Source organism: Pseudomonas sp. EL_65y_Pfl1_R83 (genome assembly GCF_963970695.1).
In the GTDB taxonomy this organism is placed as follows: Bacteria; Pseudomonadota; Gammaproteobacteria; order Pseudomonadales; family Pseudomonadaceae; genus Aquipseudomonas; species Aquipseudomonas tritici.
The window spans coordinates 205,157-227,807 of record NZ_CAXAQI010000009.1 but is presented as its reverse complement, the minus strand read 5'-3'; the positions used below and the strand labels follow the sequence as shown (position 1 = coordinate 227,807).

24 protein-coding genes and 3 pseudogenes are annotated in these 22,651 nt (G+C 59.3%); 13 read left to right on the top strand and 14 right to left on the bottom strand.

The window, feature by feature from the left end; translation table 11 throughout:
• Window positions 1-359: 359 nt before the first annotated feature.
• Complete coding sequence (locus AACY08_RS15585; protein ID WP_339470238.1) at window positions 360-1,316, top strand: hypothetical protein; 957 nt, start codon at window positions 360-362, stop codon at window positions 1,314-1,316.
• Here the strand turns inward: AACY08_RS15585 and AACY08_RS15580 are convergent.
• Window positions 1,313-1,978: a DUF6933 domain-containing protein gene (locus tag AACY08_RS15580; RefSeq protein WP_339470235.1), complete on the bottom strand. Its 666-nt coding sequence runs from the start codon at window positions 1,976-1,978 to the stop codon at window positions 1,313-1,315. The genes AACY08_RS15585 and AACY08_RS15580 overlap by 4 nt on opposite strands.
• A gap of 41 nt (window positions 1,979-2,019) precedes the next feature.
• Window positions 2,020-2,268 (bottom strand): hypothetical protein, encoded by a 249-nt coding sequence (locus AACY08_RS15575; RefSeq protein WP_339470232.1) that lies wholly within the window; start codon window positions 2,266-2,268, stop codon window positions 2,020-2,022.
• A gap of 328 nt (window positions 2,269-2,596) precedes the next feature.
• Between AACY08_RS15575 and AACY08_RS15570 the strand changes: the two genes are divergently transcribed.
• Window positions 2,597-2,977 carry a helix-turn-helix domain-containing protein gene (locus AACY08_RS15570; protein ID WP_339428512.1) on the top strand — a complete coding sequence of 127 codons (381 nt, stop codon included), beginning with the start codon at window positions 2,597-2,599 and terminating at the stop codon, window positions 2,975-2,977.
• On the opposite strand, the gene AACY08_RS15565 is transcribed toward AACY08_RS15570, so the two are convergent.
• From AACY08_RS15565 to AACY08_RS15550, 4 genes are all read right to left on the bottom strand, one after another.
• Window positions 2,907-3,464 carry a hypothetical protein gene (locus tag AACY08_RS15565; protein WP_339470230.1) on the bottom strand — a complete coding sequence of 186 codons (558 nt, stop codon included), beginning with the start codon at window positions 3,462-3,464 and terminating at the stop codon, window positions 2,907-2,909. The genes AACY08_RS15570 and AACY08_RS15565 overlap by 71 nt on opposite strands.
• Before the next feature lie 97 nt (window positions 3,465-3,561).
• Window positions 3,562-5,064, bottom strand: a complete 1,503-nt coding sequence (locus AACY08_RS15560) for an amidase family protein (protein ID WP_339470228.1) — start codon at window positions 5,062-5,064, stop codon at window positions 3,562-3,564.
• A 110-nt stretch (window positions 5,065-5,174) separates the two neighbouring features.
• Window positions 5,175-5,756, bottom strand: coding sequence for a hypothetical protein (locus AACY08_RS15555; RefSeq protein ID WP_339470227.1), 582 nt, complete (start codon window positions 5,754-5,756; stop codon window positions 5,175-5,177).
• A 272-nt stretch (window positions 5,757-6,028) separates the two neighbouring features.
• Window positions 6,029-7,078: an MBL fold metallo-hydrolase gene (locus AACY08_RS15550; protein ID WP_339470225.1), complete on the bottom strand. Its 1,050-nt coding sequence runs from the start codon at window positions 7,076-7,078 to the stop codon at window positions 6,029-6,031.
• A 122-nt stretch (window positions 7,079-7,200) separates the two neighbouring features.
• On the opposite strand from AACY08_RS15550, the gene AACY08_RS15545 reads away from it, so the two are divergent.
• From AACY08_RS15545 to AACY08_RS15530, 5 genes and pseudogenes are all read left to right on the top strand, one after another.
• Window positions 7,201-7,827, top strand: a complete 627-nt coding sequence (locus AACY08_RS15545) for a TetR/AcrR family transcriptional regulator (RefSeq protein ID WP_339470224.1) — start codon at window positions 7,201-7,203, stop codon at window positions 7,825-7,827.
• Between the two features lie 190 nt (window positions 7,828-8,017).
• Entirely contained in the window at window positions 8,018-9,076 is a 1,059-nt protein-coding gene (locus AACY08_RS15540; RefSeq protein ID WP_339470221.1) for a diguanylate cyclase, read from the top strand.
• Window positions 9,077-9,245: 169 nt separating this feature from the next.
• Window positions 9,246-10,103, top strand: a pseudogene (locus AACY08_RS30510) (PAS domain-containing protein); the annotation flags it as partial.
• Window positions 10,104-10,655 carry a methyl-accepting chemotaxis protein gene (locus AACY08_RS30505; protein ID WP_406984835.1) on the top strand — a complete coding sequence of 184 codons (552 nt, stop codon included), beginning with the start codon at window positions 10,104-10,106 and terminating at the stop codon, window positions 10,653-10,655. It abuts the pseudogene before it with no gap.
• 94 nt (window positions 10,656-10,749) lie between these two features.
• Window positions 10,750-10,935 (top strand): annotated as a pseudogene (locus tag AACY08_RS15530) (DUF1003 domain-containing protein); the annotation flags it as partial.
• Here AACY08_RS15530 and AACY08_RS15525 read toward each other — a convergent pair.
• On the bottom strand, window positions 10,920-11,837 hold the full coding sequence (locus AACY08_RS15525) for a LysR family transcriptional regulator (protein WP_339470220.1): 918 nt from the start codon (window positions 11,835-11,837) through the stop codon (window positions 10,920-10,922). The pseudogene AACY08_RS15530 and the gene AACY08_RS15525 overlap by 16 nt on opposite strands.
• Window positions 11,838-11,917: 80 nt before the next feature.
• On the opposite strand from AACY08_RS15525, the gene AACY08_RS15520 reads away from it, so the two are divergent.
• Together AACY08_RS15520 and AACY08_RS15515 are read left to right on the top strand one after the other, a co-directional pair.
• Window positions 11,918-12,619, top strand: a complete 702-nt coding sequence (locus tag AACY08_RS15520) for a CTP synthase C-terminal region-related (seleno)protein (RefSeq protein ID WP_339470218.1) — start codon at window positions 11,918-11,920, stop codon at window positions 12,617-12,619.
• The gene (locus AACY08_RS15515) at window positions 12,616-12,936 is read left to right on the top strand and encodes an antibiotic biosynthesis monooxygenase family protein (RefSeq protein WP_339470216.1); all 321 of its coding nucleotides are present in this window, start codon (window positions 12,616-12,618) and stop codon (window positions 12,934-12,936) included. Before AACY08_RS15520 ends, AACY08_RS15515 begins: the two co-directional genes overlap by 4 nt.
• A 262-nt stretch (window positions 12,937-13,198) precedes the next feature.
• Here the strand turns inward: AACY08_RS15515 and AACY08_RS15510 are convergent, their stop codons facing one another.
• Entirely contained in the window at window positions 13,199-13,522 is a 324-nt protein-coding gene (locus AACY08_RS15510; RefSeq protein WP_339417066.1) for a DUF2025 family protein, read from the bottom strand.
• 232 nt (window positions 13,523-13,754) lie between these two features.
• Between AACY08_RS15510 and AACY08_RS15505 the strand changes: the two genes are divergently transcribed.
• Complete coding sequence (locus tag AACY08_RS15505) at window positions 13,755-14,882, top strand: glycerophosphodiester phosphodiesterase family protein (protein ID WP_339470214.1); 1,128 nt, start codon at window positions 13,755-13,757, stop codon at window positions 14,880-14,882.
• Window positions 14,883-15,545: a helix-turn-helix domain-containing protein gene (locus AACY08_RS15500; protein ID WP_339470212.1), complete on the top strand. Its 663-nt coding sequence runs from the start codon at window positions 14,883-14,885 to the stop codon at window positions 15,543-15,545. It begins immediately after the preceding gene.
• On the opposite strand, the gene AACY08_RS15495 is transcribed toward AACY08_RS15500, so the two are convergent.
• On the bottom strand, window positions 15,537-16,400 hold the full coding sequence (locus AACY08_RS15495; protein WP_339470210.1) for a sterol desaturase family protein: 864 nt from the start codon (window positions 16,398-16,400) through the stop codon (window positions 15,537-15,539). The two genes, AACY08_RS15500 and AACY08_RS15495, sit on opposite strands and share 9 nt — an antisense overlap.
• A 155-nt stretch (window positions 16,401-16,555) precedes the next feature.
• On the opposite strand from AACY08_RS15495, the gene AACY08_RS15490 reads away from it, so the two are divergent.
• Window positions 16,556-16,861: a PepSY domain-containing protein gene (locus AACY08_RS15490; protein WP_339470208.1), complete on the top strand. Its 306-nt coding sequence runs from the start codon at window positions 16,556-16,558 to the stop codon at window positions 16,859-16,861.
• A gap of 55 nt (window positions 16,862-16,916) precedes the next feature.
• On the opposite strand, the gene AACY08_RS30500 is transcribed toward AACY08_RS15490, so the two are convergent.
• Both AACY08_RS30500 and AACY08_RS30495 read right to left on the bottom strand, forming a co-directional pair.
• Window positions 16,917-17,621 carry a methyl-accepting chemotaxis protein gene (locus AACY08_RS30500; RefSeq protein WP_445261422.1) on the bottom strand — a complete coding sequence of 235 codons (705 nt, stop codon included), beginning with the start codon at window positions 17,619-17,621 and terminating at the stop codon, window positions 16,917-16,919.
• A 228-nt stretch (window positions 17,622-17,849) separates the two neighbouring features.
• Window positions 17,850-17,960: pseudogene (locus AACY08_RS30495) on the bottom strand (hypothetical protein); the annotation flags it as partial.
• An 843-nt stretch (window positions 17,961-18,803) separates the two neighbouring features.
• On the opposite strand from AACY08_RS30495, the gene AACY08_RS15480 reads away from it, so the two are divergent.
• Entirely contained in the window at window positions 18,804-19,823 is a 1,020-nt protein-coding gene (locus tag AACY08_RS15480; RefSeq protein WP_339470205.1) for a transporter, read from the top strand.
• A 53-nt stretch (window positions 19,824-19,876) separates the two neighbouring features.
• On the opposite strand, the gene AACY08_RS15475 is transcribed toward AACY08_RS15480, so the two are convergent.
• Genes AACY08_RS15475 through AACY08_RS15465 form a run of 3 tightly spaced genes read right to left on the bottom strand, consistent with a single transcriptional unit; the run spans window position 19,877 to window position 22,542 of the window.
• Window positions 19,877-20,851, bottom strand: coding sequence for a 5-oxoprolinase subunit C family protein (locus tag AACY08_RS15475; RefSeq protein ID WP_339470204.1), 975 nt, complete (start codon window positions 20,849-20,851; stop codon window positions 19,877-19,879).
• Window positions 20,848-21,726: a 5-oxoprolinase subunit B family protein gene (locus AACY08_RS15470; protein WP_339470203.1), complete on the bottom strand. Its 879-nt coding sequence runs from the start codon at window positions 21,724-21,726 to the stop codon at window positions 20,848-20,850. The genes AACY08_RS15475 and AACY08_RS15470 overlap by 4 nt, the downstream gene beginning before the upstream one ends.
• A 57-nt stretch (window positions 21,727-21,783) precedes the next feature.
• On the bottom strand, window positions 21,784-22,542 hold the full coding sequence (locus tag AACY08_RS15465) for a 5-oxoprolinase subunit PxpA (protein ID WP_339470202.1): 759 nt from the start codon (window positions 22,540-22,542) through the stop codon (window positions 21,784-21,786).
• Window positions 22,543-22,651: the final 109 nt, after the last annotated feature.

Sequence of the window (22,651 nt, the reverse complement as noted above, 5' to 3'; positions counted from 1 at the left end):
ATCGGATCGAACTGAAGGGCGAATCGATGCGCAGACGCGCAACGAAATTGACGACGACAGGGACTTCAGACTAACAATGCAAACCTGCGTCGCTGCGCTCCGACTGCCTGGCCGGATGAGCGTGGAACGGGTGGCCGGATGGCGTGGAGTGCGCAGCCCGCCAGCATGTTCTATACCCTTGGTGCACTCACAGTAATCGGTGGCACCTTGTGCTTCATGAGTGGGCGACGCGGGGCTGAGAACCCGCCGCCCCCAACACTACACATCTAATGTGGGAGGGGCTCGCTCCCACATTTTTGATCTCCATAGGGCTGATATTTGCGTAGTATCGCGCTACTCATCTCACGGACCCGAGCCCCATGAAATTCGACACGGCCTACAGCCTGAGTCTCGACGACAAGCTATCGATCTACGACGTACGCGACCTGAATTTCGACGAAACCGCTGATTTCGACTCAGACAAGGACAGCTTCCTGTGCCCCAACGATGCCTGCCGCGCGACGTTTGATACGGGCGGCAATACGCTGAGCACTTTCAACGCGAAGAACGTTAACTATCAGCGCACGCCGCATTTCAAGAACAAGACCAGCACCCAGCATATCGACGGCTGCCGCTACGCCAGCACGCACAAAACCACTACGGGTGAAGGTGACGACGAGCGCGAGGAAAATTTCCCATCGGAATTTGTGCTTACGCGGCGTCAGTACGAGCGCAAGGCGCCCCTGACTGGCACGGAGGGAAACATCCCTCAAGATGCAGCGAAAACACCTTCAACTCGTGTGTCCACATCCCATAGCACCACCGACAGCACTCCAGACAAAACCAGCGTCTTCGCCCACCCAGTGGAATGCTATGTGTCCAACATCGACGACAAGGACAAGCTCAAAAGCATGCCGTTGAAGATCGGCGAGCACACGGCAAGCTACTGGACGTTTTTCAAGAAGATCGAATACCTGCAAGACAACAAGGGCTTGATCTACTGGGGCAAGATCAAGGCGATCAAGCACTACACCAGTAGCGTTCGCATCGACTTCGAGAAAAAACTGTGGCTCGATAAAAAGCCTTATTCGGTCAACGTTTACCTGAGCAAGAAACTCATTGAGAACTACCGCAAGCGCACGGCGTTCCTGGAGCAGATCAAGGCTGCGGTGGACAGTGAGCGGGCATTGTATTGCTTCTTCTACGGGGTGACGCCGGAGCTGAAGCAGGTGCCGAGCAAGAAAAATCCCGAGCAGACATTTGGGGTGTTCAGCGCAGATATCGAAAACCTGGATCACTTGATCATTCGTGAGGCGCCGGGGGTGGAAGGGCTTTAATCAACCTGCGCACGTAACGCGTGCCGATAGATCTCACGAACCTGTTCCGCTTTCGAAACAGGCACGCGGCCTACGGTGATCAACCAGTGAATCAACATCTCCTCATCGGGGTAGATGTAACCCTTCTGCTGCTTGATGCTTCTAGGTCTTTGATTAGTAAGAGCGTCGTAGCGAACAGCGCTCCAGGGTTGGTTTACAAAATCAAAATCTTCAGCATCCCATTTGAAAAATCGAAGCACTTCATTGATGTGTGTTTGGCCACTGCGATCGCCGCGCTGGAGCATAAGAAAGGATTGGCGCAAATCGTTCGATAACTGCTCGATGATTTGCGAATCAACAAAGTCCAGTAGCCCGCCCTTCATGGCCAAATCCATGACACCGTTTGTCCAGCGGTTGATAAACGTCTGCACAAACCCTTCGGCATCAGCTTTTTTCATGTCAAAAAACAGCATGCAATAACGGGTTTTCAAGTGAATCGCCAGCAGTACATGTTTACGCTGAACGGTTGCTGCGTGCACCAGCCATTGATCGGGGTTGGTATGCAGATCCTCCCCTGAAGCTTGCGTCGGAGGCGCTTGATGAACCGTTGTGATTTTTTTGCCCTTATGAATGCGGCTGAAGAAATCACAGGCAGCTTGTGAACAATTGAACGTTAATGTCACCGTTTTTCCTTAAAGACTAAACAGGGCGCCTAAGCCAATACTCAGGGGTCTGATTCAGGCTCATCAACCCAATTGATTTCATAAGGCTGCCTGACCGCATAGCTAATGGCATCCCGAGCGTCCTCGCTGAGCACGGCAAGCTCAGTATCCGTCAACAAATCATGAGCCACCCTCATAGCCAGATTGCTGAGGGCGCGTGAACGACTGAATCCGTCGAATATTTCAACAATGTCCTTGTCACGGCCCCTAACAAGGCAGTAGAGCGTTCTGTAGCGGTTGACCGGAGACAATGCACCGTTCCGTTCTCACTGACAGACTTCGCGTCACTCAGTACGCCAAGGTGGAACCGCTCCAGCGCGATTTTTCTCAGCGCTTTACATTTCTTCCAATCGCTTTCGGAAATAGCCATCACCCCCTCCTGCGTCTCTCTCAGAGTTTGAATATCGCAATCCACGCGGTCAATTCGGCCGAGCGGAGATCCAGCTCGAAGGCACGATGTTGCAGGCCTCAAAATAGTCCAAAGCAGGCGCTGAAAAATATCCAGTTGATGAGCGGTCAAAACAACTGTACAAAAAAACAGTATAGTTTGTCCTCCCCGTCGAACCCTGGAGAAACCCCATGTCCTCTCTGGCAATGAGCTCTTTCGTAGAACAGCAGATCGTCCTGCATCAATTCACCGCCAAACACAGCGTACAGGCACGCGCGATGCTGGGCTGGAGCCGGGAAGACCTGGCCCGCCTGGCAGGTGTGTCGGTGGAGGCGGTTCAACAGTTTGAACGCCAGCGCGATGTGGGTGATGAAACCCGCCTGGCATTGGCGTTTCGGTTGGAGGCCGAGGGGTTGGTGTTTTTCCCGGGGTTTGCGCCGGGGTGGGGGATGAGTGTGCGCCGGTTTGACACGACCTCAACCGAGCCCACACCCCAAGGCATCATCTCCCGCTTGATCGGCACAACAACGGCATCAATTGACTCACCAACCCCTCAACCGAATGGTGCGTAGAGTCCAGCCCTATCACCGGGCACGTCAGCGCCTTTAACCAGGTTTCATGCCGACGCAAGCTACCCAGGCTGTGGTTACCGCCATCATAGCGGGCAGCCCAGGCCAGAAAGGCCACGCTATTTTCATGTCGGCTGCCACCTTGGAGGATTTCAGCGCCGTAACGCTGCACTTCCCGCAAGAGCAGACGGTGCAGGCGTACTTCCGAATCCAGGCGCAGGAACACCACGTGGGTGAAGTGCGGGATCATGGGGTCGGCCCAGCCGCACAGTGAGCCGGACAGCACCCAACCTTCGAGATCGGTGGTCGGGTCCTGCAGCAGGCGGATGCGTTCATCTTTGGGGCGTGCGACGGTGGAATAGTTTGGCGTCTGCTGCCAGTAAACGTTGTCCGAATCAAAATAGGCAACGTTCAAGCGTTCGGCCGAGGCCTTGCCCGACGTCGTGGTACCGGCGCCCGCTGCACCGAGGATGTAAATTCTGTAGGCCATGGCGGCCCTCCATGGCACTGATCTAAGACGCCGGGAACCTCAGGACGGCGGTTGCAGTACCCGACGCCCCATTTGTGATGTGAAATTATGTGCCCGGTCAAAGCCCAGGCTTGATTGCCGCCTGGGCTGCCTGCTCATACCCATGGGCCACTGCCAACAAAGTGGGCTCGGACCAGCGGGTACCAAAAAAGTACGCACTGGTCGGTAGCCCGTCCTCGTTCGTCCCGGAAGGTACGGCGATCCCTGGGTAGCCGGCCGCTGCGACACCGAAGTAACTGTTGGTCTCGAAATCCGAGACCATGGCGTCGAGTTTTTCCGACTTGATAGGGCCGTCCACCGTGCTGCGAAAATCCTGGATGAGCGCGTCCCACAGTGGCTTGCGCTCCTCCGGCGTCAGGGTTGAAGCGCTGATTTGCTTGAGCACTGGCTGATGATCCGCGTCGGATCCATCGCGTTTATCGTTGAACTTGATCAGTTCGGTCAGTGACTTGACCGGCAAGCCCGAGCGCTGGGCCAGGTAACCATTCAACTCCTCTTTCACATCCGAAAGTAGCAACTCGTCGTAGCGTGAAGCATCGGCCAGGCGCATGTTGACCGGCACCAATACCGCACCCTGCTCGCGAAGCACCTCAAGTGTCCGGCCAAATTGCACACTATTCACCACTGGCAGGGTTTCGCCATGTGCGGAGAACGTCGCGGGATATCCAATACGCTTGCCTTTCAAGGCGCCCGAAACCAGTAGACCGGTGTAATCAATACCTTGGAGCGCGCCTACACTCGCTGGGTCCTGAGGATCGCTGCCGGACATGGCGTTGAGCATCAGCGCTACGTCGAACACCGAGCGAGCCATCGGGCCCGGTGTGTCCTGGCGCTGGCTCGCGGGGATAATCCCATTGCGATCCAGCAGACCGACGCTGGGCTTGAGCCCGACAACACCATTGAACGCTGCCGGCACAATGATCGAACCATTGGTTTCAGCCCCCACCGCCAAGGGTGCCAGGCCAGCGGCGACTGCGGCGGCGGAACCGGAGCTGGAACCGCCGACGTCAGCATCAGGATGGTGAGGGTTGCGGGTTTGCCCACCCCGGCTACTCCAGCCGTCAGGGCCACCTCGAAACCCAGCCAGTTCGGTCATATTGGTTTTACCCAGGATCACCGCGCCCTGCTGAATCAGGCGATCAACCAACGGCGCGTTCTTGCCGGCCGTTGCGCCGAACAGTCCATACGCACCTGCACTGGTTTGCATGCCTGAGGTTTCAATGGTGTCCTTGAGCAAAATAGGAATGCCATGCAGCGGCCCGCGCACTTTGCCGCTGGCTCGCTCACGATCCAACTCGCGTGCCGTCTCAAGTGCTTCAGGATTGAGTTCAATGACGGAGCTCAGTTGCGGGTCCACCTTGCGAATCCGTTCCTGCAGGTAAGTGACCAGATCGGCCGATGTTAGCCCGTCCGACCGGGCCATTTGCGTGCCGAGTTCTTTGACACTCAGGTACTCGGTACCTGGAGGAACTGCCTTTGACGCTACGGGCGCGTAGTCGCCAGCAAAAGACTGCACGAGTTGCCGAACGATGGAGCCCATACCATATGCGATACCTAACATAAGACCTCTTCGGGGGTAAGAAATGACGAAGGACCCAAATTGATCCGTGCCCCAGCCTAAAAACCCATCCCCCGTTCAGCAGCGCGACGCAGGTCATTTACAACGTAGGATTATTCAACGCTGTGGGTAGCCACTCCTGCATCCATCAGATCCCGAACGCTCCGATACCCCTGTACCAGGCTTTTCAGCGAATCCCTCGACCATTGCGCACCGTAGAACCAAAGTGTCGCACCATCCCCCAGTGGTTCGCCAAGCACCGGATACCCACTCCTGCAAGCGCTATGGAACGCGGCGCTGCGGCTGTCAGACACCAACGCGTCCAGTTGATATTCATGCACAAGTTCATCGATTTCATTGCGCGTGTACTGCCGGCCATTGCCTTGGTGGGCAAGCACCGGCACCGGCTGAGCCCCCGCCCGTGACAGGATGTCCAGCGCTCTCAGGAAGGATGGGCTGTGGTCTATGAACGCATGTTCATGGCCGCCGGCAAACCGCTCGGCAAACCCCACGCGCCTGCCGCTCAACGCCTGGGCTGGCGTAAAGGGGCTGTTATTTTGGACGAGGGGCACTTGCACCATCACCGGCCCAGAAGGATCGACACCACTCAAGGCAATCAGAGACAGCGACGGGTCGCGCAGGGGTTTAAGGGGAAGTCCTGGGGCGTCATACCCCGGGACCGGAACGCTGCTCACAGGCTGATCATGAGCGCGGGGATCGACACCAAAATTGATGCCTCTCAGGCTCGCATGATCCTTGGACGTAATTGCCAGACCTGAACGTTCAGCGAACACAGGTGCGGGTTGATCTGTCGGACACGCCATACCCGCTTGCCAATATTTCCCACACTTACTCTCCATAAGATCTGCCCCCGAGAAATGACTTCCCGGGAATCATCGCACCCTTGCCTGGCACCTGTCGCAGCTCTGAAACAGCTTGATAACTCCTTTTTCCGGTACCTCTTTCGTCAGTTGGCGAGGTGTTCCTGTGCGCCTCGGGTTTCCACCTCCAACCACCATGCATACCCACGCTCGGGTTGATTCAAGCTGAATGCCTGCCCCATCGGCGGCGTGGTAATCGAAACGCTGCGCTCCCACGCCAGGGCCATGATGCGGTCAAACGGTTCGTGCCACGCGTGAAACGCCAGGTCGAAGGTGCCGTTGTGAATCGGCAGCAGCCAGCGGCCTTTGAGGTCGATGTGCGCTTGCAGGGTTTGCTCCGGCTGCATGTGCACATGGGGCCAATCGACGTTGTAAGCACCTGTTTCCATCAACGTCAGGTCAAACGGGCCGTACTGTTCGCCAATACGCTTAAAGCCATCGAAGTAACCGGTATCTCCGCTGAAAAAGATCCGCCGCGCGCCATCGATCATCACCCAGGAACACCACAAAGTCTGGTTGGCATCAAACAGGCCGCGCCCGGAAAAATGCTGCGCAGGCGCGGCGACAAAGCGAATGCCATCCACCTCGGTGCCTTGCCACCAATCCAACTGCCGCACTTTGCTTGCCTCCACGCCCCACTTCACCAGGATGTCGCCCACGCCCAGGGGCGCAAGAAAATAGCGGGTTTTGTCAGCCAATTGGACGACAGCCTTGCGGTCGAGATGGTCGTAGTGGTTGTGGGAAAGAATTACCGCTTCCAACGGCGGTAATTCCTCAAGACTGATGGGCGGCTGATGGAAACGCTTGGGGCCGGCCCAACGGAACGGTGACGCACGCTCGGCGAACACCGGGTCGGTCACCCAGAATTTACCGCGCATTTTCAGCAGTACGGTGGAATGCCCGAGGCGGAACACGCTGTGATCCGGAGCCGCCAGTAACTGCTCGCGGGTCAGCGGTTGCACCGGGATCTGTCCCACCGGTCGCGTGCTGCGAGGCTTGTTGAACAGCATGTTCCAGAAAATACGCAAGGTCTTGCCAAAACCACCCTGCTGCACAGGGGCATCATTGCTGAAGTGGCCCTGGTCTTGCCGGGGCGCTGCTGGCGAAGAATCGACACGGGACGAGATCGTGGCCATTACCGGGTGACTCCTACGGATCGGTATAAGTTACACTGCACAGTGTAGTTTCAAGATTGCAACAAAATCCGGAGCAAGTAAACTACCGAGTGTAATTTCCCCTGAAGAGCCGAGCGCTACCCATGACTGCCCCTCAACGCCTCACCGACCGCAAACGCGAAGCCATCGTGGCAGCGGCCATCGCCGAGTTTCGCGTTTGCGGTTTCGAGGTCACCAGCATGGACAAGATCGCCGCCACCGCCGGCGTTTCCAAGCGCACGGTGTATAACCACTTCCCCAGCAAGGAAGAGTTGTTCGCCGAAATACTCCATCAACTCTGGGCCAGCAGCGTCGCACAACTCGACGTCAGCTACGCCAGCGATCGCCCGCTGCGTGAACAACTGCGTGGGTTGCTGGAAGCGAAGATGAAGATGATGTCGGACGCCAATTTCCTCGACCTGGCCCGGGTGGCGATCGCCGCCACCATCCACTCACCGGAGCGCGCACAAGACATGGTCACCCGCCTGAGCAAACGTGAAGAAGGCTTCACCCAATGGGTACGCGCCGCTCAAGAGGACGGCCGGCTCAACTGCAGCGACCCGGCATTTGCCGCGCACCAGATCCAGAGCCTGCTCAAAGCCTTTGCATTCTGGCCGCAGATCACTTTGGGCCAGCCGGTACTCGACGCGGCCAATCAGGCCAGCGTTATCGAGTCAGCCATTGACCTGTTCCTGGCCGGCTACGCGGTCACCCTTCCCAGTCATCAGTAACAAACCATTGCTTGAGCGACATTCCTAGTCGTTTTTGACGTATTCGCACGCTGTCCTGCACAAATGGCTTGGAAGGACACTGATTATTCCCACGCGGATCACTGACAATTCACAATTATTATCCGAGCAACGGTTCAACCCGCTGACGCACATTGCTGCACCCGCAGAAAAAGAACGGCCCCAGGAATTTATGGAAAACAGACGAGGCAAAGGGCTTTCATTTGCCAGGCGTATCTACAAGCCAAGGATTATCGGTTTTGGTATCGGCTGCATCAGTGTCACAGGCGCCCTTTATCCGCTCGCGATGCCGGGCTGGGTCTGGGCATTCCTGCTGTTCCACGGTTTTGCCTGGGCGCATCTGGCGTACCAACTCTCGACTCGTTCGCAATTCCCCTATCAGGCCGAACAGCGCAATCTGCTGTACGACTCGTTGTGTGGTGGATTCTGGGCCGCGGCCACGCAGTTCACGCCCCTGACAACCGTGACGATCCTTTCAATGATGACCATGAACAACGTCGCTGCGGGCGGCAAGCGTCTGTTCCTGCGCGGGTTGTTGGCGCAAGCCGCCGGTATCGGAGTCGCAGGTGCGCTGTTCGGCTTCACGTTCAACCCCAGTGTCAGCCTCATTCAGGTTTACACCTGCCTGCCGATGTTGACCCTCTACCCCATGGTCATCGGCGCGGTCTGCTACCAGTTGGCGATCAAACTGTCGGAGCATAAACGCGCGCTCAGCGCCCTCAGCCGCACTGACAGCCTCACCGGCCTGCTTAACCACGGTTCATGGAAAGACCTGCTGCACCTCAAGTTCCACAAGTGCCAGCAGCAACAAAGCCACGCCACGATTGCCTTGATCGATATCGATCACTTCAAACAGATCAACGATACCCACGGCCACATCGTCGGTGATGCCGTACTGCGCCAATTGAGCCTGGAACTGCGGCGCAATCTGCGTGAAAACGACTTGGCGGGGCGTTACGGTGGCGATGAGTTCTGTGTGATTCTTCCGCAAGTACCGTTGGAAGAGGCGGCGCAGGTGATGGAACGCATGCGCGAAACCTTCTGCAATTATCGCAACCCGCAGATCCCAGAGCTGCGTGCCAGACTGAGCATCGGCCTGGCAGATTTCCAGCCCTTCTTCACCGATGCCGCGATGTGGCTGAATGCGGCGGATCGGGCACTGTACGCCGCCAAGGACACCGGGCGTAACCGGGTCAATGTCAGCGAAGGAATGATCGCCCATTCCGCCTGAAGTTGTCCTACGACTCTTCGTCTGAATCTTCCTCTCAGCACCCGAGAAGGAAGCACAATGCCACTATTGGTCGGCTACCCAAAAAGGTCCTGCCCCTGGGGCGAACTTCTTGCCAGGCTGATCACTCTGAACCCGTTGTCCCCCCCCTGTCAGCACAAGGAAGCTGACAATGAGCAAGTCAACCGTATGGCGGATGCCCTACGGGGGCAGGCGCGTACCCACGGAAACCCTAGAAGTTTGCTTGCCCGAGCACCCGAACATGCTATTCAACGCCCATAAAAAAACCATCAACACCTTGCAACACACCATTGCCCAACAGTCCAGCTTGCTGGACGCCATAGAGCGCTCCATGGCGGTGATCGAATTCGACCTGTCCGGCAACGTGTTGCGAGCCAACCTCAACTTCCTCCAGACCATGGGCTACCGCGCCGAGCAGATCGAGGGGCAGTCCCATCGAATGTTCTGTACGCCAGCGTTCGCCCGCAGCGCCGAGTACAACCAATTGTGGTCGACCTTGCGCAATGGCCAGTTCCAGTCCGGCACCTTTGAACGCGTGGCCGGCGATGGCCAGTCGGTGTGGCTGGAAGCCAGCTACAACCCGGTGCGCGATGACGCAGGTCAAGTGATCAAAGTGGTGAAGTACGCCATGGACGTCACCCCACGGCTACAGGCCGAAAGCGAAGCCAATGCCAAACTCGAGGCCATCGGCCGTGCCATGGCGGTGATCGAGTTCAACCTCGACGGCACCATCATCACTGCCAACGCAAACTTCCTGCAGCGCATGGGCTACAGCCTGGCGCAGATCCAGGGTCAGCATCACCGCATGTTCTGCACCGCAGAGATGACCAAAAGCTCGGCCTACAGTGATTTCTGGCAGCGCCTGAACCAGGGCGAATTGTTCAGCGGCCAGTTCGAGCGGGTGGATAAAAATGGCCAAACCGTGTGGCTCGAAGCCAACTACAACCCGGTGTACGACGCCAGCGGGCGCCTGTGCAAAGTGGTCAAGTTCGCCTCCGACGTCACCGCTATGGTGCAACAACATGCCGCCGACGCCGCCAGCGCGGCCCAGGCGTACCACATCTCCCTGACCACTCGGGACATCGCCGAAAAAGGCGCCGAAGTAATCCAGCAAACGGCCAGTGGCATGCGCGACATTGCCGCGGACATCGATAGCTCTTCGCAACTGATCGCCAAGTTGGGCGAGCGTTCGCAGCAGATTACCACCATCGTCAATACCATTCGCGGCATCGCCGACCAGACCAACCTGCTGGCACTCAACGCCGCCATCGAGGCGGCGCGTGCAGGCGAACAAGGTCGCGGGTTCGCCGTGGTGGCAGATGAAGTACGCCAACTGGCGGCGCGCACCAGCGGTTCCACGACGGAAATTTCCAGCATGATCGCGATGATCCAGGATGAAACCCGCCAGGCCATCCACAGCATGGACGGCACCCGCGACCGCGCTGCGCAAGGGGTCGACCTGGCGAATCGCGCCGGCACGGTAATCCTGCAGATTCGCGAAGGCACCAGCGAGGCGGTCCAGGCGGTGAGTGCGTTTGCCAATGAGCGCGGCGGCAACTGACCGGTTCTTCATGTGCCTGCCGGGGGGCTCGGTCAATAGTGCTGAATTGTCTGCAAGCAAAAGACCCGAGCTCAGCATGCCCCCAGAAAAGCCCGAAGCCTTGGTGACTGTCAATACCGAGCGCCAGGCCCAGACCGAGCAGGCCACCAGACGGTTACTGGAACGGCTGGAGCAAAATACCCGGCTTACGGAAATGACCAAACAACTGACAGAACACATCGAAAGCCTGACGTGTGAAATGCATGAGCACTTTGTCCGAAAACCTCAAGAACACCCGTGATCCCCGGTGGGAGCGGCGGTGCCACACTTCATCCCAATACGCCGCCCCAGTTCATCGAACAACGTCACCACCGAGCGCAACGCCCGGCAGTCCGCGCGCGTGAGCAACCACAACGCCGTATCGTGCCCGGCCAACGCGGGACCCAGCGGTTGCAGGCCTGCATCCAATAGAAAGTCCGGCAACGCCGCCACCCCTAGCCCCGCCCGCACCAACTCGGTGACCGACAACATGCTGTTGCAGCGATAACTGGGGCGCACACCGGGCAGGTGCACGCGGCGCCAGGCGACCGTAGGGTGGTCGGGCAGGAAGTCATCCGGGGCGATCCAGGGCAGGTCGGCCAACTCACGGCCCGCATGTTGGCGGGCGAAACCAGGGCTGGCGCATACCTGATAGGCCACGCTACCAAGGCGACGGCCCACTAGATGCTCCGGCGGCGTGCGGGTCAGGCGCAGGGCGATGTCAGCGTCGCGGCGGCTGAGGTTGGCGAAATCATTCGACGTGCTCAGCTCCAGGATCAGCGCAGGGTACTGCGGCATGAATTGCGCCAGGGCCGGCAGCAATAAACCCTGCAACACCGAATCGGTACAGGTCAGGCGCACCGTGCCGCTGATCACTTCCCCCCCCTGCTCCACGCCAACACGCGCCGCCTCCAGTGCTTGTTCAGCGCGCTCCGCCTGCTGGGCCAGGTTGCTTGCCAGGCTGGTGGGCAAGTAGCCCGTGCGGCTCTTTTCAAACAGTGTCTGGCCCAGCGCCGCCTCCAGGCGCCGCACTGCGCGGAACACCGTGGACACGTCCACTCGCAACAACGCCGCCGCCCGCGCGAGGGTGCCGCCGCGCACCAGGGCGAGGATCAGCGACAGGTCAGGGTAGTCAATTGAATAGTGCGTTGCTGCATTGAACATGTGGGCAAACGCCAATTTTGATTGCGCTGGCGCCAATCTATAGTGCACCCCAGGACTCCACAAGCCATGGGACGTACACGATGAACGCCACACCCTTGCACCTCGCCCTGATCGGCGATTACAACCCCGATGTTATCGCCCACCAGGCCATACCCGTGGCGTTGCAACAGGCAGCTGACACCTTGGGTCTGATCGTTCATACCCAGTGGCTCGACACGGATGCGCTGCCCCAGTCACTGCATGGCTTCGACGGGTTCTGGTGCGTGCCCGGCAGTCCCTACCGCGACACCGATGGCGCACTGCGAGCGATCCGTTTTGCCCGCGAACAGCGGCGTCCGTTTCTCGGCACCTGCGGCGGTTTTCAACACGCGGTGTTGGAATATGCCCGCAATGTGCTGGGCTGGAAGGACGCCGAGCATGGCGAACTCGCTCCGCATGCAAAGCGCGCGGTGATCACGCCACTGAGCTGCACACTGGTGGAAGCCACCGACACCGTGCGTTTGGCGCCCTACACCCGCATCGCCGAAGCCTACGGGGCTCTTGATGTACAGGAAGGTTATCGTTGCCGCTATGGCGTGAACCCTGAGTTTCTCAATGCCCTGCTGGAAGGCGATCTGATCCCCAGTGGCCATGACGCGGCAGGTGACCTGCGCGTGGTGGAACTGCTCGGCCACCCGTTCTTCGTGGCCACCCTGTTCCAACCCGAACGCAACGCATTAAAAGGCATCACCCCACCCTTGGCGATTGCCCTGCTCAAAGCCTGTCAGGCGGTGTCGGCATGATCGCGCGCACGCCTGCCCCGCCCTACTACGCGGTGATTTTCAGCTCACTGCGCACCGAGGGCGATCAAGGTTACGGCCAGGCGGCCAACCGCATGCTGGAACTGGCGCGCGAACAACCGGGGTTTCTCGGTGTGGAATCGGCACGGGAAGATGGCCTGGGGATTACCGTGTCGTACTGGGAGAGTGAGGCGGCGATTTTGGCGTGGAAGCAGCACGCCGAGCATCGAGCGGTGCGCGAACAGGGGCGCGCCACTTGGTACTCGGCCTTTCAGACCCGGGTGTGCAAAGTAGAGCGGGCTTACACACTCCACCATTGAAATAGTGCCTGAAGAGCAGCACAAAAATTCTGTGGGAGCTGACTTGTCGGATCGCCGCATCGCTACGATAGCCAGAGGTCTATACATTTTCTGCATAGCAACTGTCGAGCCACGGCGTGGCTGCGTCAGCGTTGTGTCAGACAGGCCGCAAACGCAGCCTCGCCAGGGCTCGACATCTGCTACGCACGATCATATTTAAAGTGTGTAGTTAGCTATGCTGCGATTCGACAAGCTTGCTCCCACAGTTTATCGGCCTCGTTATTCAGCTCACCAGACTGCGCAACGCACTGATCTGCGCAATCTCCGCCCTCCGCATGTACACCCGCAGCGGTTCGGTGATGTTGATGCGGTCGTCGATGTTCTGATCCAGCAACAACTGGAGGCGCTCGCGGGACAGGGTCATGGTCTGCTCCGGGGCCGGCAGCCAGACAAACTCGGCGGTGGGGATGATGCCGTCATCGGCCACGTCCATACCGAAGGCGTCTTCGCTGAAACGTACGATGTACTGGCCGGTCTTGCGGTTGAGGCCAACAAATCCGTGGAGTTGGTCGGCGGCCTGGCAGATAAGCTCGGAGGTGATGCGCATGGTAAACCTCACTGAAAAGTCCTATATGGACTGGAAAGATGGTTTACACGCGTGGCAAAAAGTAGCGTCCTCTAATGGGGCAGCTTCGGGCAAGAGTACTGCAATGCATCCCCTAAAAACCCGAAAATTTTGCCCATGCGCACTTTAATGTCGGTTTGGTGATAGCGCCTTTCGCCATCAATTGTTAAAAAGGAGGCCTTCTCAAAGCCTCCTCCACGAAAGGACTTCGCATATGCCTGTCACGTTTACCAAGAGCGCCCTGCTGCTGGCCCTGATGCTCGGCCTTGGCCAAGCACAGGCTGCCGACCCGATCAGACCGGCTGAATTGGCGACTAACGAAGGCATCCCCTACCCTGCCGTGATCGCCCACCGGGGCGCTTCATACGACGCGCCTGAGTCCACCGCCGCCGCCTACAAGGTTGCGCGTGACTTGGGCGCCGACTACCTGGAACTGGACCTGCAGCGCAGCAAGGACGGCGTGCTGTTCGCCCTGCACGACAACAACCTGCAGCGCACCACCGACGTGGCCACCAAGTTTCCCGACCGCAAGGACGCCCCGGCCAACGAATTCACCTGGAAAGAATTGCAAACCCTAGACGCCGGCAGTTGGTTCAACGCCGCCTACCCGGACCGTGCGCGCCCGGGTTTCGTCGGCTTGAAAATCCAGAGCCTGGACGACATCATCAAGATCGCCGAGGGCAACCCGCAGCACAAACCCGGCCTCTACATCGAAACCAAGGAGCCCAAGCAATTCCCGGGCATCGAAGCCGACCTGAAGAACAAGCTGCTGGACAAAGGCTGGCTGAGTTCCGCCGGTTCCAAGCTGGGCAAGAGCAACACCGGCGTCGGCCAGGGCAAGGGCCGCGTGGTGCTGCAAACTTTCGAAGTGGCGAGCCTCAAAGCGCTGCAGAACGAAATGCCCAACACCCCGAAAATCCTCCTGCTGTGGGTGGGCGAAGGCAGCATCGAACCGAAAAACAAGCAGACCTTCGCCGAATCCGGCGAACCGACCAAGGCCGCCTACTACGCCAAGCAGGCGCCTAAGGACGCTGCCGAGTTCGAAAAATGGGTCGACGAAGCCAAGAACCTCGGCGCCATCGGCACCGGCCCATCGGCTGAGCTGACAGACCACGGCGACCAGAGCTATTCGGACTTGGTCAAACCCGAGATGAACAAGCTGACCCACGACAAAGGCTTGCTGGTACACGTCTACACCGTGGATGAGCCGGTCGACTTCGAGAAGGTGATGAAAGCGGGCGTCGATGGCATCTTCACCAACCGCGCCGCCGAACTGCTGAAGTTCTACAAACGCTGGCCGTCGTCCAGCGTGCAGGACCTGCTGAACGACTATAAGTACTGAGTGAAGGCCCAATGGTCAGGCCGCCTGTGGTTGGGGCGTGACTACGGCCTGATCCTCGGCGAGCTGGGGCGCACCGCGCCCCATGCGCATTACGCCCATCAGTTGATGCTCTGCGCCCGGCCAATCACGGTCAGCCTTGATGGCCAGGTCACCACAGCCCATCGCCTGTTTATCCCTTCGCGGCAGACCCACGCCATTCTCGACACTGAGGGTGAGGTGAGGGTGCTGTATGCCGAACCCGCCGTGTTTGATACCGCCCACTTGCAACACCTGTTGATCCACGAACAGCTGTCCCTGGACGGGTTACGCCAACTCCCCCGGCGCACGCAGGATGATCCACGGGTGGAGCGTGCCCTTGCTGCACTGGATCAGCAGTTGAGCGGCAAGGTTTCTGCCCACGCCCTGGCCGAAGCGGCGCACCTGTCATTGAGCCAACTGGAGCGGCTGTTCTCGGATCAATTCGGCTTGCCCGTGCGCCGCCTGGTGCTATGGCGACGCTTGCGCATCGCCCTGCAATTGGCACTCGCCGGCGGCACGCTGACCGACGCTGCGCACGGTGCGGGTTTTGCTGATTCCGCGCACTTCTCACGGACCATGAAGCAGTTGTTTGGCGTCACGGCGGCAGCCTCATTGCGCCAGCTGGAGGTGCAGCTATTAGCGTAAATCGTCTGGCAGTGCCGGTTCCTTGCTCAAGGCAACCGGCCTGAACGGGTCACGCAACTGTTCCCCATACGCCACCGGGAAATCCGGTCGACTGCCAATCCCCAGATCTCCCGGCCCCATGCGATACCCCTCGCGATAGAACGCCGTGCCCAGCAGCCAATCCCACAGATTGAAAAACAGCCCGAAATTCACATCCCCGGCGCGACCATACTTCATATGGTGAAACCGATGCACAGGCGCCCAGGCGAACACCCAGCGCAACGGCCCCAGGCGCATGTCCACATTGGAATGCTGCAACAGCAATTGAACGGCGATGGCCAATGCCAGCAACTGCGCCACCGGAGAGGGAATGCCCAGCAGGATCAATGGCAGCAGCCCCGCCGTGGCTTCCAGCATCTGGTGCAACGGATGCTTCATCAACCCATTGAAACCGTAAAGCCGCTGCACGCTGTGATGCACCGCATGCAAACGCCACAGCGGCCTAATGCGGTGGCTGGCGTAATGCATCAAGGTAATACCGGCATCAGCGAGCACAATCGCCATCAGCAGTTGCTCCCACAGCGGCCAGCCACGCGGCCAGATACCTTCAAACGCCAACAGCGCCGTGAGCCCCGGCAGGATCAACAATCCAGCGGCATTCAGGCTTTCGTTGACCAAGGCGTGCAAGGTGTCGCGCCGCCGATCGCCCAGGCTACGATTCCACTGCGGTTCATAGGGCAACCACCGCTCTGCCAGGAATGACACTGCGACGGCAATCACGAACAGCAGAATCAAGCTGTTCGGCTGCCAGAGTCCGCAACCGATAAACCCCAGCAAAAAGGCGGGCGCGTAGATCCAACTCACTAACCGTTTCATGCCGAGTCTCCTTTGAAGTGAGCCCCCAGCATGAAATCCCCCGCGCGCGTCGGATTGAACAAACTGCGCAACCGCTTGAAATAATTAAGGATGAATTAAGTTGCGCTGGATAACCTGACCCCACTTAAACAGCTCACCAGACAAGGACACACACCATGAAAAACCTGACCGCTTTGTTCGCCGCTACCGCCCTGACCCTGACTGCTGGCCTGGCTCAGGCAGACGTTCGCCCAGACCAGATTCCAGGCCTGTTGCAGTCCGGCGCCGTGAAGCCTTTCGAGCAGCTCAACAAAGACGCCCTGGCCAAACACCCCGGCGCCACCATCAATGACACCGAGCTGGACAACGAAGCCGGTCGCCTGGTCTACGAAGTGGACCTGACCGACACCACCGGCAAAAAGTGGGACCTGAAACTCGACGCCAAAACCAGCGAAGTCCTGGAAAACAAACTCGATACTTGAGTCGAATACGCAAAAAAAAACGCCACCCTAGGGTGTGGCGTTTTTTTATGCCCGATCAGGCGCCAAGACGCGCCGTCACCTCATTCAACTCGCTCGACAACCCGCGCAGGTTGTGGCTTGCCGCTTCGGTGCGCTTGACGTTATCGAGGTTGGCCGTGGCCACAGTGGTGATCTGCGTGATGTTGCGCGAGATATCCTCCGCCACCGACGTCTGCTCCTCGGCAGCCGTGGCGATCTGGCGGTTCATGTCGCGGATCGCCTCCACCGCCTGGGTGATGTGAGCCAGCATGGCGCCGGCCTGCGTCACCTTCTCCACACTGTCATCACTGCACGACTGGCCGCTCAGGATGGCTTCGGCCGCGTCCACCGCGCCGGTTTGCACGGCCTCGATAATGCCGTTGATCTCGATGATCGACGCCGCCGTGCGTTGCGCCAGGCTGCGCACTTCATCGGCCACTACCGCGAAACCACGGCCGGCCTCGCCTGCGCGCGCGGCTTCGATGGCGGCGTTGAGCGCCAGCAGATTGGTCTGCTCGGCGATCCCGCGTATCACTTCCAGCACCTTGCCGATGCGCACACTATCGGTTTCCAGGCGGCGGATGATGGTGCCGGTGTTGAGGATCTCGTTGCGCATCTGGCCGATGGTGGCGATGGTAACCTTCATCACTTCACCACCTTCGCGGGCCGAATGATCGGCCTCATCAGCAGCACGGGAGGCACTGGCGGCGTGGCGCGCGACTTCCTGGGCGGTGGCCGACATTTCCGTCATGGCCGTGGCCACCTGGTCGGTGCGGTTGAATTGATCGCTGGTACCGTTCGCCATCTGCCCGGCGATCGCATTCAACTCGCCGCTGGAGCTGACCAGGTCGGTGGCGCTGCGCTGCAGGCGGCTGAACGTTTCGGCAAGAAAATCGCGCAAGGTATTCGCCGCTGCGGCCAGATGGCCCAGCTCATCCTGGCGACGGCTGGCCACACGCTCGGCGAAGCGACCGTGGCTCAGTTGCGTCACGTAATCGATCAGGCTGCGGATCGGCAGGATCAGGTTACGGTTGATCAGCCAGAGGCTGAACAGGCCGATCAACACACCGGACAGCAACATAACCGCCAGGCCCACCAACACGGTGCGCTCAGCGTAGGCGCTAATGGCTTTGGATTGCTGGCTGCCGTGCGCACGCAGGTCGTTGACCAGTGCACTCATCTGCTCGCTGGCAGCGCGGTCCACGCCCTTGACCGCCGTGTCGCCGGCGGTTGCATCGCCGCCCGCCGCTACGTAGGCATCGCGGCCCTTCTGGTAGGCCACGCCGAGTTGCACGTGTTCCTGGCGCAGGGTTTCGATACGCCGGCTCAGGGTCGGGTCGCCGGTGGTCTGGGTGACCAGCCGCGTAAGGATGTCTTGCACATCGCGCTGACGGTCCTGGAACTGGCCCCAATATTTCTCCATGTCCTGAGGCTGCTTACCGCGCAGCAGGACGTTTTTCCATTCCTGCACCTGCACTTTGAATTGCAGGTTGGCCTCGTCAATCATCTGTGAAGTCAGTAACGGCCCATCAATCAAACTGCGATAACTCTGCACGCCGTTGGACAGGAAGTTGAAACACGCCAGGGCGATCAGCAACATCGCCAACAGGCTGCCACCGAGCAGCGACAGGATTTGTGCTCTCAAGGAGGTTCGCAAAGCATTCATCGGGGAAAAGCCTCGATACAAGGAATTGGTGCGTGCACGCCTAACGTCCTTGTCGTCAAAGCACCGCCCATCCACGGCGGTTCATATGCCATGAATCGGCCGAGCTGGAGGCTTCTTGAACGGTTGCTGACAACCGGTCAAATAAATGTCACCACAACGAAATAATTCCAAAATCGTCACAAAACTGTCATTTCACCTTGCAATGATCGCCCACGCGACCTGTGAAACGTCCTACAGGCCATTTCTCTGCGAGCCCCCATGAACCACAGCATTGATCACAGCCACCAGGATCCCGATCTGTTTGGCTTGCTCTACGGTTTCCGTTTTCGGCCCGGTGAAAAGGGCGAGCAGATAGATTCGGCCACGGCGCTTCAGGCCCTGCAGCAACCGGCCGACCCGGAAGCGTTTTTGTGGCTGCACCTGAACCTGGCCCACGCGGCGTGCGAACGCTGGATGCAGGCACACCTGGACCTGCCGGAAGAGTTCTTCGAAGCCTTGCATGAAGGCTCGCGCTCCACGCGTATCGAACATGTCGACTCGGCCTTGCTGGCAGTGGTCAACGACGTGGTGTTCAACTTCAGCAGCATGGTCTCGTCGGATATTTCCACGCTCTGGGTCTGCGCCCGCAGCCGTCTGTTGATCAGCGCGCGCCTGCAACCACTGCACTCGGTGGACAAATTACGTTCGTCGGTAAAGGCTGGTGAGAGCTTCCGCTCACCGCTGGCATTGCTGGTGCACCTGCTGCGCGACCAGGGTGAAGTACTGACGCAGATCGTGCGCAAGACCAGCATCAGCGTCGACCATATCGAAGACCAGTTGCTGTCCTCGCGCTTGTCCACCAACCGCGCCGAACTGGGTGCCGCGCGCCGGGTGCTGGTGCGCCTGCAACGCCTGCTGGCGCTGGAGCCGGGCTCGCTGCTGCGTCTGCTCAACCGCCCGCCGCAGTGGCTGCAAAAGGAAGACGTGAAGGAACTGCGTAAATCCACCGAGGAGTTTGCGCTGATCATCAACGACCTGATGGCCTTGGGCGAACGCATCAAGCTGCTGCAGGAAGAGATCGCAGCCAACCTCAACGAGCAAAGCAACCGCACGTTGTTCACCCTTACGGTGGTGACGGTGCTGGCATTGCCGATCAACATCATTGCCGGTTTTTTTGGGATGAACGTGGGGGGTGTGCCACTTTCCCAGGATCCGGAGGGGTTTTGGATTCTGGTGGCGTTGGTGGCGACCTTCACCTTGATTGCCGGGCGCTGGGCCTTCCGCAAATTTTCATCTTGAAATGAGATCAACTGCGGGAGCGGGCTCGCTCCCACATTTGGTTGTGTATTTCTTCAGTGATTGAAGAGTCCAACCATCGCGTTGACCCGTTTCTTGTACACCCGCCGCGCCTCCAGTGCTTCCTCCAGCGTCACCGCCACAAACCCGGCCCGCTGGTTCGGCTGCATCTGCCCGATCAAGTCCAGATCGGCACTGATGACCGTGCCAATCATCGCGTACCCGCCGCCCGACACCGCGTCCCGATGCAACACGATCGGCTCCAACCCGGCCGGCACCTGGATCGAACCAATCGGGTAGCAACTGTCGACGATATTCGAAGGATCGGAGCCCGCGCCAAACGGCTGCTCCCTTGGCTGAAAGCTCAGTGCACTGCCGCCTTTGAAGCGATAGCCGATGCGGTCGGCTTCGGAACCCACCGTCCAGGGCTCGGCAAAAAAACTGCTTTTGGCCGCATCCGTGAGGCGCTCGTAATACAGCCCCGGCACCACACGCAGGGTCACATCACCGCCCACCGATCGGCGCAACGCCATCGGCAAACTGTTGCCCGCACGGCCCGTACCGCTGGCCTCACCGATGGGCAATTCATCGCCTTCCTGCAAGCGCCGACCGTGAAACCCACCGAGTGCGCCGAGGGTGTAGGTCGAACGACTGCCGAGCACCCGCGGCACATCAATACCACCGGCCACCGCGAGATAGGTCCGCGCGCCGGCCTTGGGAAATTCAAAGCGTAAAACCTGCCCGGCGCGCACCTGGAACGCGGTGTCCTGGTGCACCACTTCACCGTCCAGGCGCGGCGACATCAAGGCACCGCTGAGTGCCACCAACGCGTCCTGTTGAAACGCCAGTTCGGGGCCTATCAGCGTGCATTCCAACCCCGCCGCGCCGACCGGATTACCCACCAGGTGATTGGCCGCACTCAACGCATATTGGTCCAACGCGCCCGACGGCGGGATGCCCAAGTGGTAATAACCTTCGCGGCCAAGGTCTTGCACGGAGGTGGCGAGGCCGGGTTTGAGGACCTTGATCATGCCAGCGCCTCCTGCAAAGATTTCGGATAACCAATGGGGTCGGCGAGAAAGGCGTCGAGGGAAAACTCCACCGAGCGGATGCGCAGGTCGAAACGTCCTGCGTCCACTTCGGCCACCGCCAGGTCGTAGGCGTCACGGTCCATCGGTTTGAATTGCACGATATCGCCGGGACGGAAGAACACCATGTGTTCCTTGAGGTACGCCAATTGCTGCGCCGGGTCGTAGATCGGCGCCGGGGTCACGCCGAACATCTGGTAACCACCGGCACCGCGTACCGAATAGATGCAACCAAAGCAGCCGCCATGGCCGAGGGTGAGTTTCGGCGTGTCGGTGCGCGGGCGCAGGTACTTGGGCACCTGCAACTGCCGCTCGCGCTCGACCATCTGGAACATGAACGGCAAGCCCGCGACAAAGCCGACCATCGACACAAACCACGGCGCACCACTGTGGGCGGCGATAAACGCATCCACATCGGCCAGGCCATTGATGCGCGCCGCGTATTCAAGGTCGGTGCCGCTGGGGTCTTGATGGCGGTCGCGAAAGCGCATCAGGGTTTCATGGGTCCAGGGGTCGTTGTAGAGCACTGGAATTTCAATGATGCGCGTGTGCAGGATGCGTTCGGCCACGGCCTGGGATTCGGCGGTTTGCACCGCATCGAGCAGTGCATGGGGCGCGATGCGGTCGGGGTCGAAGCGAATCTGGAACGATGCATTGGCCAGGCACACGTCCAGCACGCCCTCCAGCGCCAGGCGTTCCACCGCACGCGTCACGGCCATGCCTTTGAAAAAGGCCTCCAGGGACATGCTCTCGCTGACCTCGGCAAACAGGTGTTCATCACCGCCGAAGCTGTAGCGGATGGGAGACGTTTCAGCCATGTCTGTTCCTCTTGGAATCATTGTAGAAAGGCAGGCGAAAAAAATAATGTTTCGATCTTATTGGGGTGTTTTGACGGTGATGCCCGCTCGGTCCAGGGCTTCGCGGGTCGCTTCCACCAGTTCAAGCGCGCCGGGCGTGTCGCTGTGCAGGCAGATGGAATCGAATTCGATAAACAAGTCTTCGCCTTCAACGGTACGCACCAGACCGGTCTGGCACGCACGCAGGACTCGCGCCGCCACCGTCGCCGGATCCAGCGCCCGCACATTGCGCGTAAACACGATGGAGCCCGTCAGATCGTACTCACGGTCGGCATAAAACTCGCGCACCACCGGCTGCCCGAGTTCCTGGGCGACGCGCCAGATCACCGAGTTGGGCATGCAGTACAGCAGCAATGTCGGCTCGATGATTTGCAGGTTTTGCACCAGCAGCCGCGCGGCTTCTTCGTCGCGGGCGAGGTGCATATACAGCGCGCCATGGGGCTTGATGTGTTGCAGGATCATACCTTGGGCACGTGCAATTTCACGCAGCGCGCCGAGCTGATAGAGCATGTCGTCCACCAGTTCCTGCGCCGGGGCGTTGATGTGGCGCCGGCCGAAGCCGACCAAATCACGAAAGCCAGGGTGCGCACCGATAGCGACGCCCAGTTGCTTGGCACGCTCGACGGTACGGCGCATGGTGCCGGGGTCACCGGCATGAAAGCCGGTAGCGATATTGGCCGAGCTGATATAAGCCATCAGCTCCGCGTCGACGCCGTCGCCAATGGTCCAGGGGCCGAAGCCTTCGCCCATGTCTGAGTTGAAATCCACTGCCTGCATCAGGGTCGCTCCGCCAAAAGGTGATGCTGGAAAGTAGGCTGCAGCTTGACCCCTTGGGAAGATCTATTATCAGATAGCCCATCTTCTGAAAATCAGATAGCCCTACGTT

Excerpts from the sequence above, each read along its gene's own strand:
- AACY08_RS15585 (WP_339470238.1), top strand. The coding sequence starts at position 360 with ATGAAATTCGACACGGCCTACAGCCTGAGTCTCGACGACAAGCTATCG.
- AACY08_RS15570 (WP_339428512.1), top strand. The coding sequence starts at position 2,597 with ATGTCCTCTCTGGCAATGAGCTCTTTCGTAGAACAGCAGATCGTCCTG.
- AACY08_RS15565 (WP_339470230.1), bottom strand. The coding sequence starts at position 3,464 with ATGGCCTACAGAATTTACATCCTCGGTGCAGCGGGCGCCGGTACCACG.
- AACY08_RS15560 (WP_339470228.1), bottom strand. The coding sequence starts at position 5,064 with ATGTTAGGTATCGCATATGGTATGGGCTCCATCGTTCGGCAACTCGTG.
- AACY08_RS15550 (WP_339470225.1), bottom strand. The coding sequence starts at position 7,078 with ATGGCCACGATCTCGTCCCGTGTCGATTCTTCGCCAGCAGCGCCCCGG.
- AACY08_RS15545 (WP_339470224.1), top strand. The coding sequence starts at position 7,201 with ATGACTGCCCCTCAACGCCTCACCGACCGCAAACGCGAAGCCATCGTG.
- AACY08_RS15540 (WP_339470221.1), top strand. The coding sequence starts at position 8,018 with ATGGAAAACAGACGAGGCAAAGGGCTTTCATTTGCCAGGCGTATCTAC.
- AACY08_RS30505 (WP_406984835.1), top strand. The coding sequence starts at position 10,104 with ATGGTGCAACAACATGCCGCCGACGCCGCCAGCGCGGCCCAGGCGTAC.
- AACY08_RS15525 (WP_339470220.1), bottom strand. The coding sequence starts at position 11,837 with ATGTTCAATGCAGCAACGCACTATTCAATTGACTACCCTGACCTGTCG.
- AACY08_RS15520 (WP_339470218.1), top strand. The coding sequence starts at position 11,918 with ATGAACGCCACACCCTTGCACCTCGCCCTGATCGGCGATTACAACCCC.
- AACY08_RS15515 (WP_339470216.1), top strand. The coding sequence starts at position 12,616 with ATGATCGCGCGCACGCCTGCCCCGCCCTACTACGCGGTGATTTTCAGC.
- AACY08_RS15510 (WP_339417066.1), bottom strand. The coding sequence starts at position 13,522 with ATGCGCATCACCTCCGAGCTTATCTGCCAGGCCGCCGACCAACTCCAC.
- AACY08_RS15505 (WP_339470214.1), top strand. The coding sequence starts at position 13,755 with ATGCCTGTCACGTTTACCAAGAGCGCCCTGCTGCTGGCCCTGATGCTC.
- AACY08_RS15495 (WP_339470210.1), bottom strand. The coding sequence starts at position 16,400 with ATGAAACGGTTAGTGAGTTGGATCTACGCGCCCGCCTTTTTGCTGGGG.
- AACY08_RS15490 (WP_339470208.1), top strand. The coding sequence starts at position 16,556 with ATGAAAAACCTGACCGCTTTGTTCGCCGCTACCGCCCTGACCCTGACT.
- AACY08_RS30500 (WP_445261422.1), bottom strand. The coding sequence starts at position 17,621 with ATGTCGGCCACCGCCCAGGAAGTCGCGCGCCACGCCGCCAGTGCCTCC.
- AACY08_RS15480 (WP_339470205.1), top strand. The coding sequence starts at position 18,804 with ATGAACCACAGCATTGATCACAGCCACCAGGATCCCGATCTGTTTGGC.
- AACY08_RS15475 (WP_339470204.1), bottom strand. The coding sequence starts at position 20,851 with ATGATCAAGGTCCTCAAACCCGGCCTCGCCACCTCCGTGCAAGACCTT.
- AACY08_RS15470 (WP_339470203.1), bottom strand. The coding sequence starts at position 21,726 with ATGGCTGAAACGTCTCCCATCCGCTACAGCTTCGGCGGTGATGAACAC.
- AACY08_RS15465 (WP_339470202.1), bottom strand. The coding sequence starts at position 22,542 with ATGCAGGCAGTGGATTTCAACTCAGACATGGGCGAAGGCTTCGGCCCC.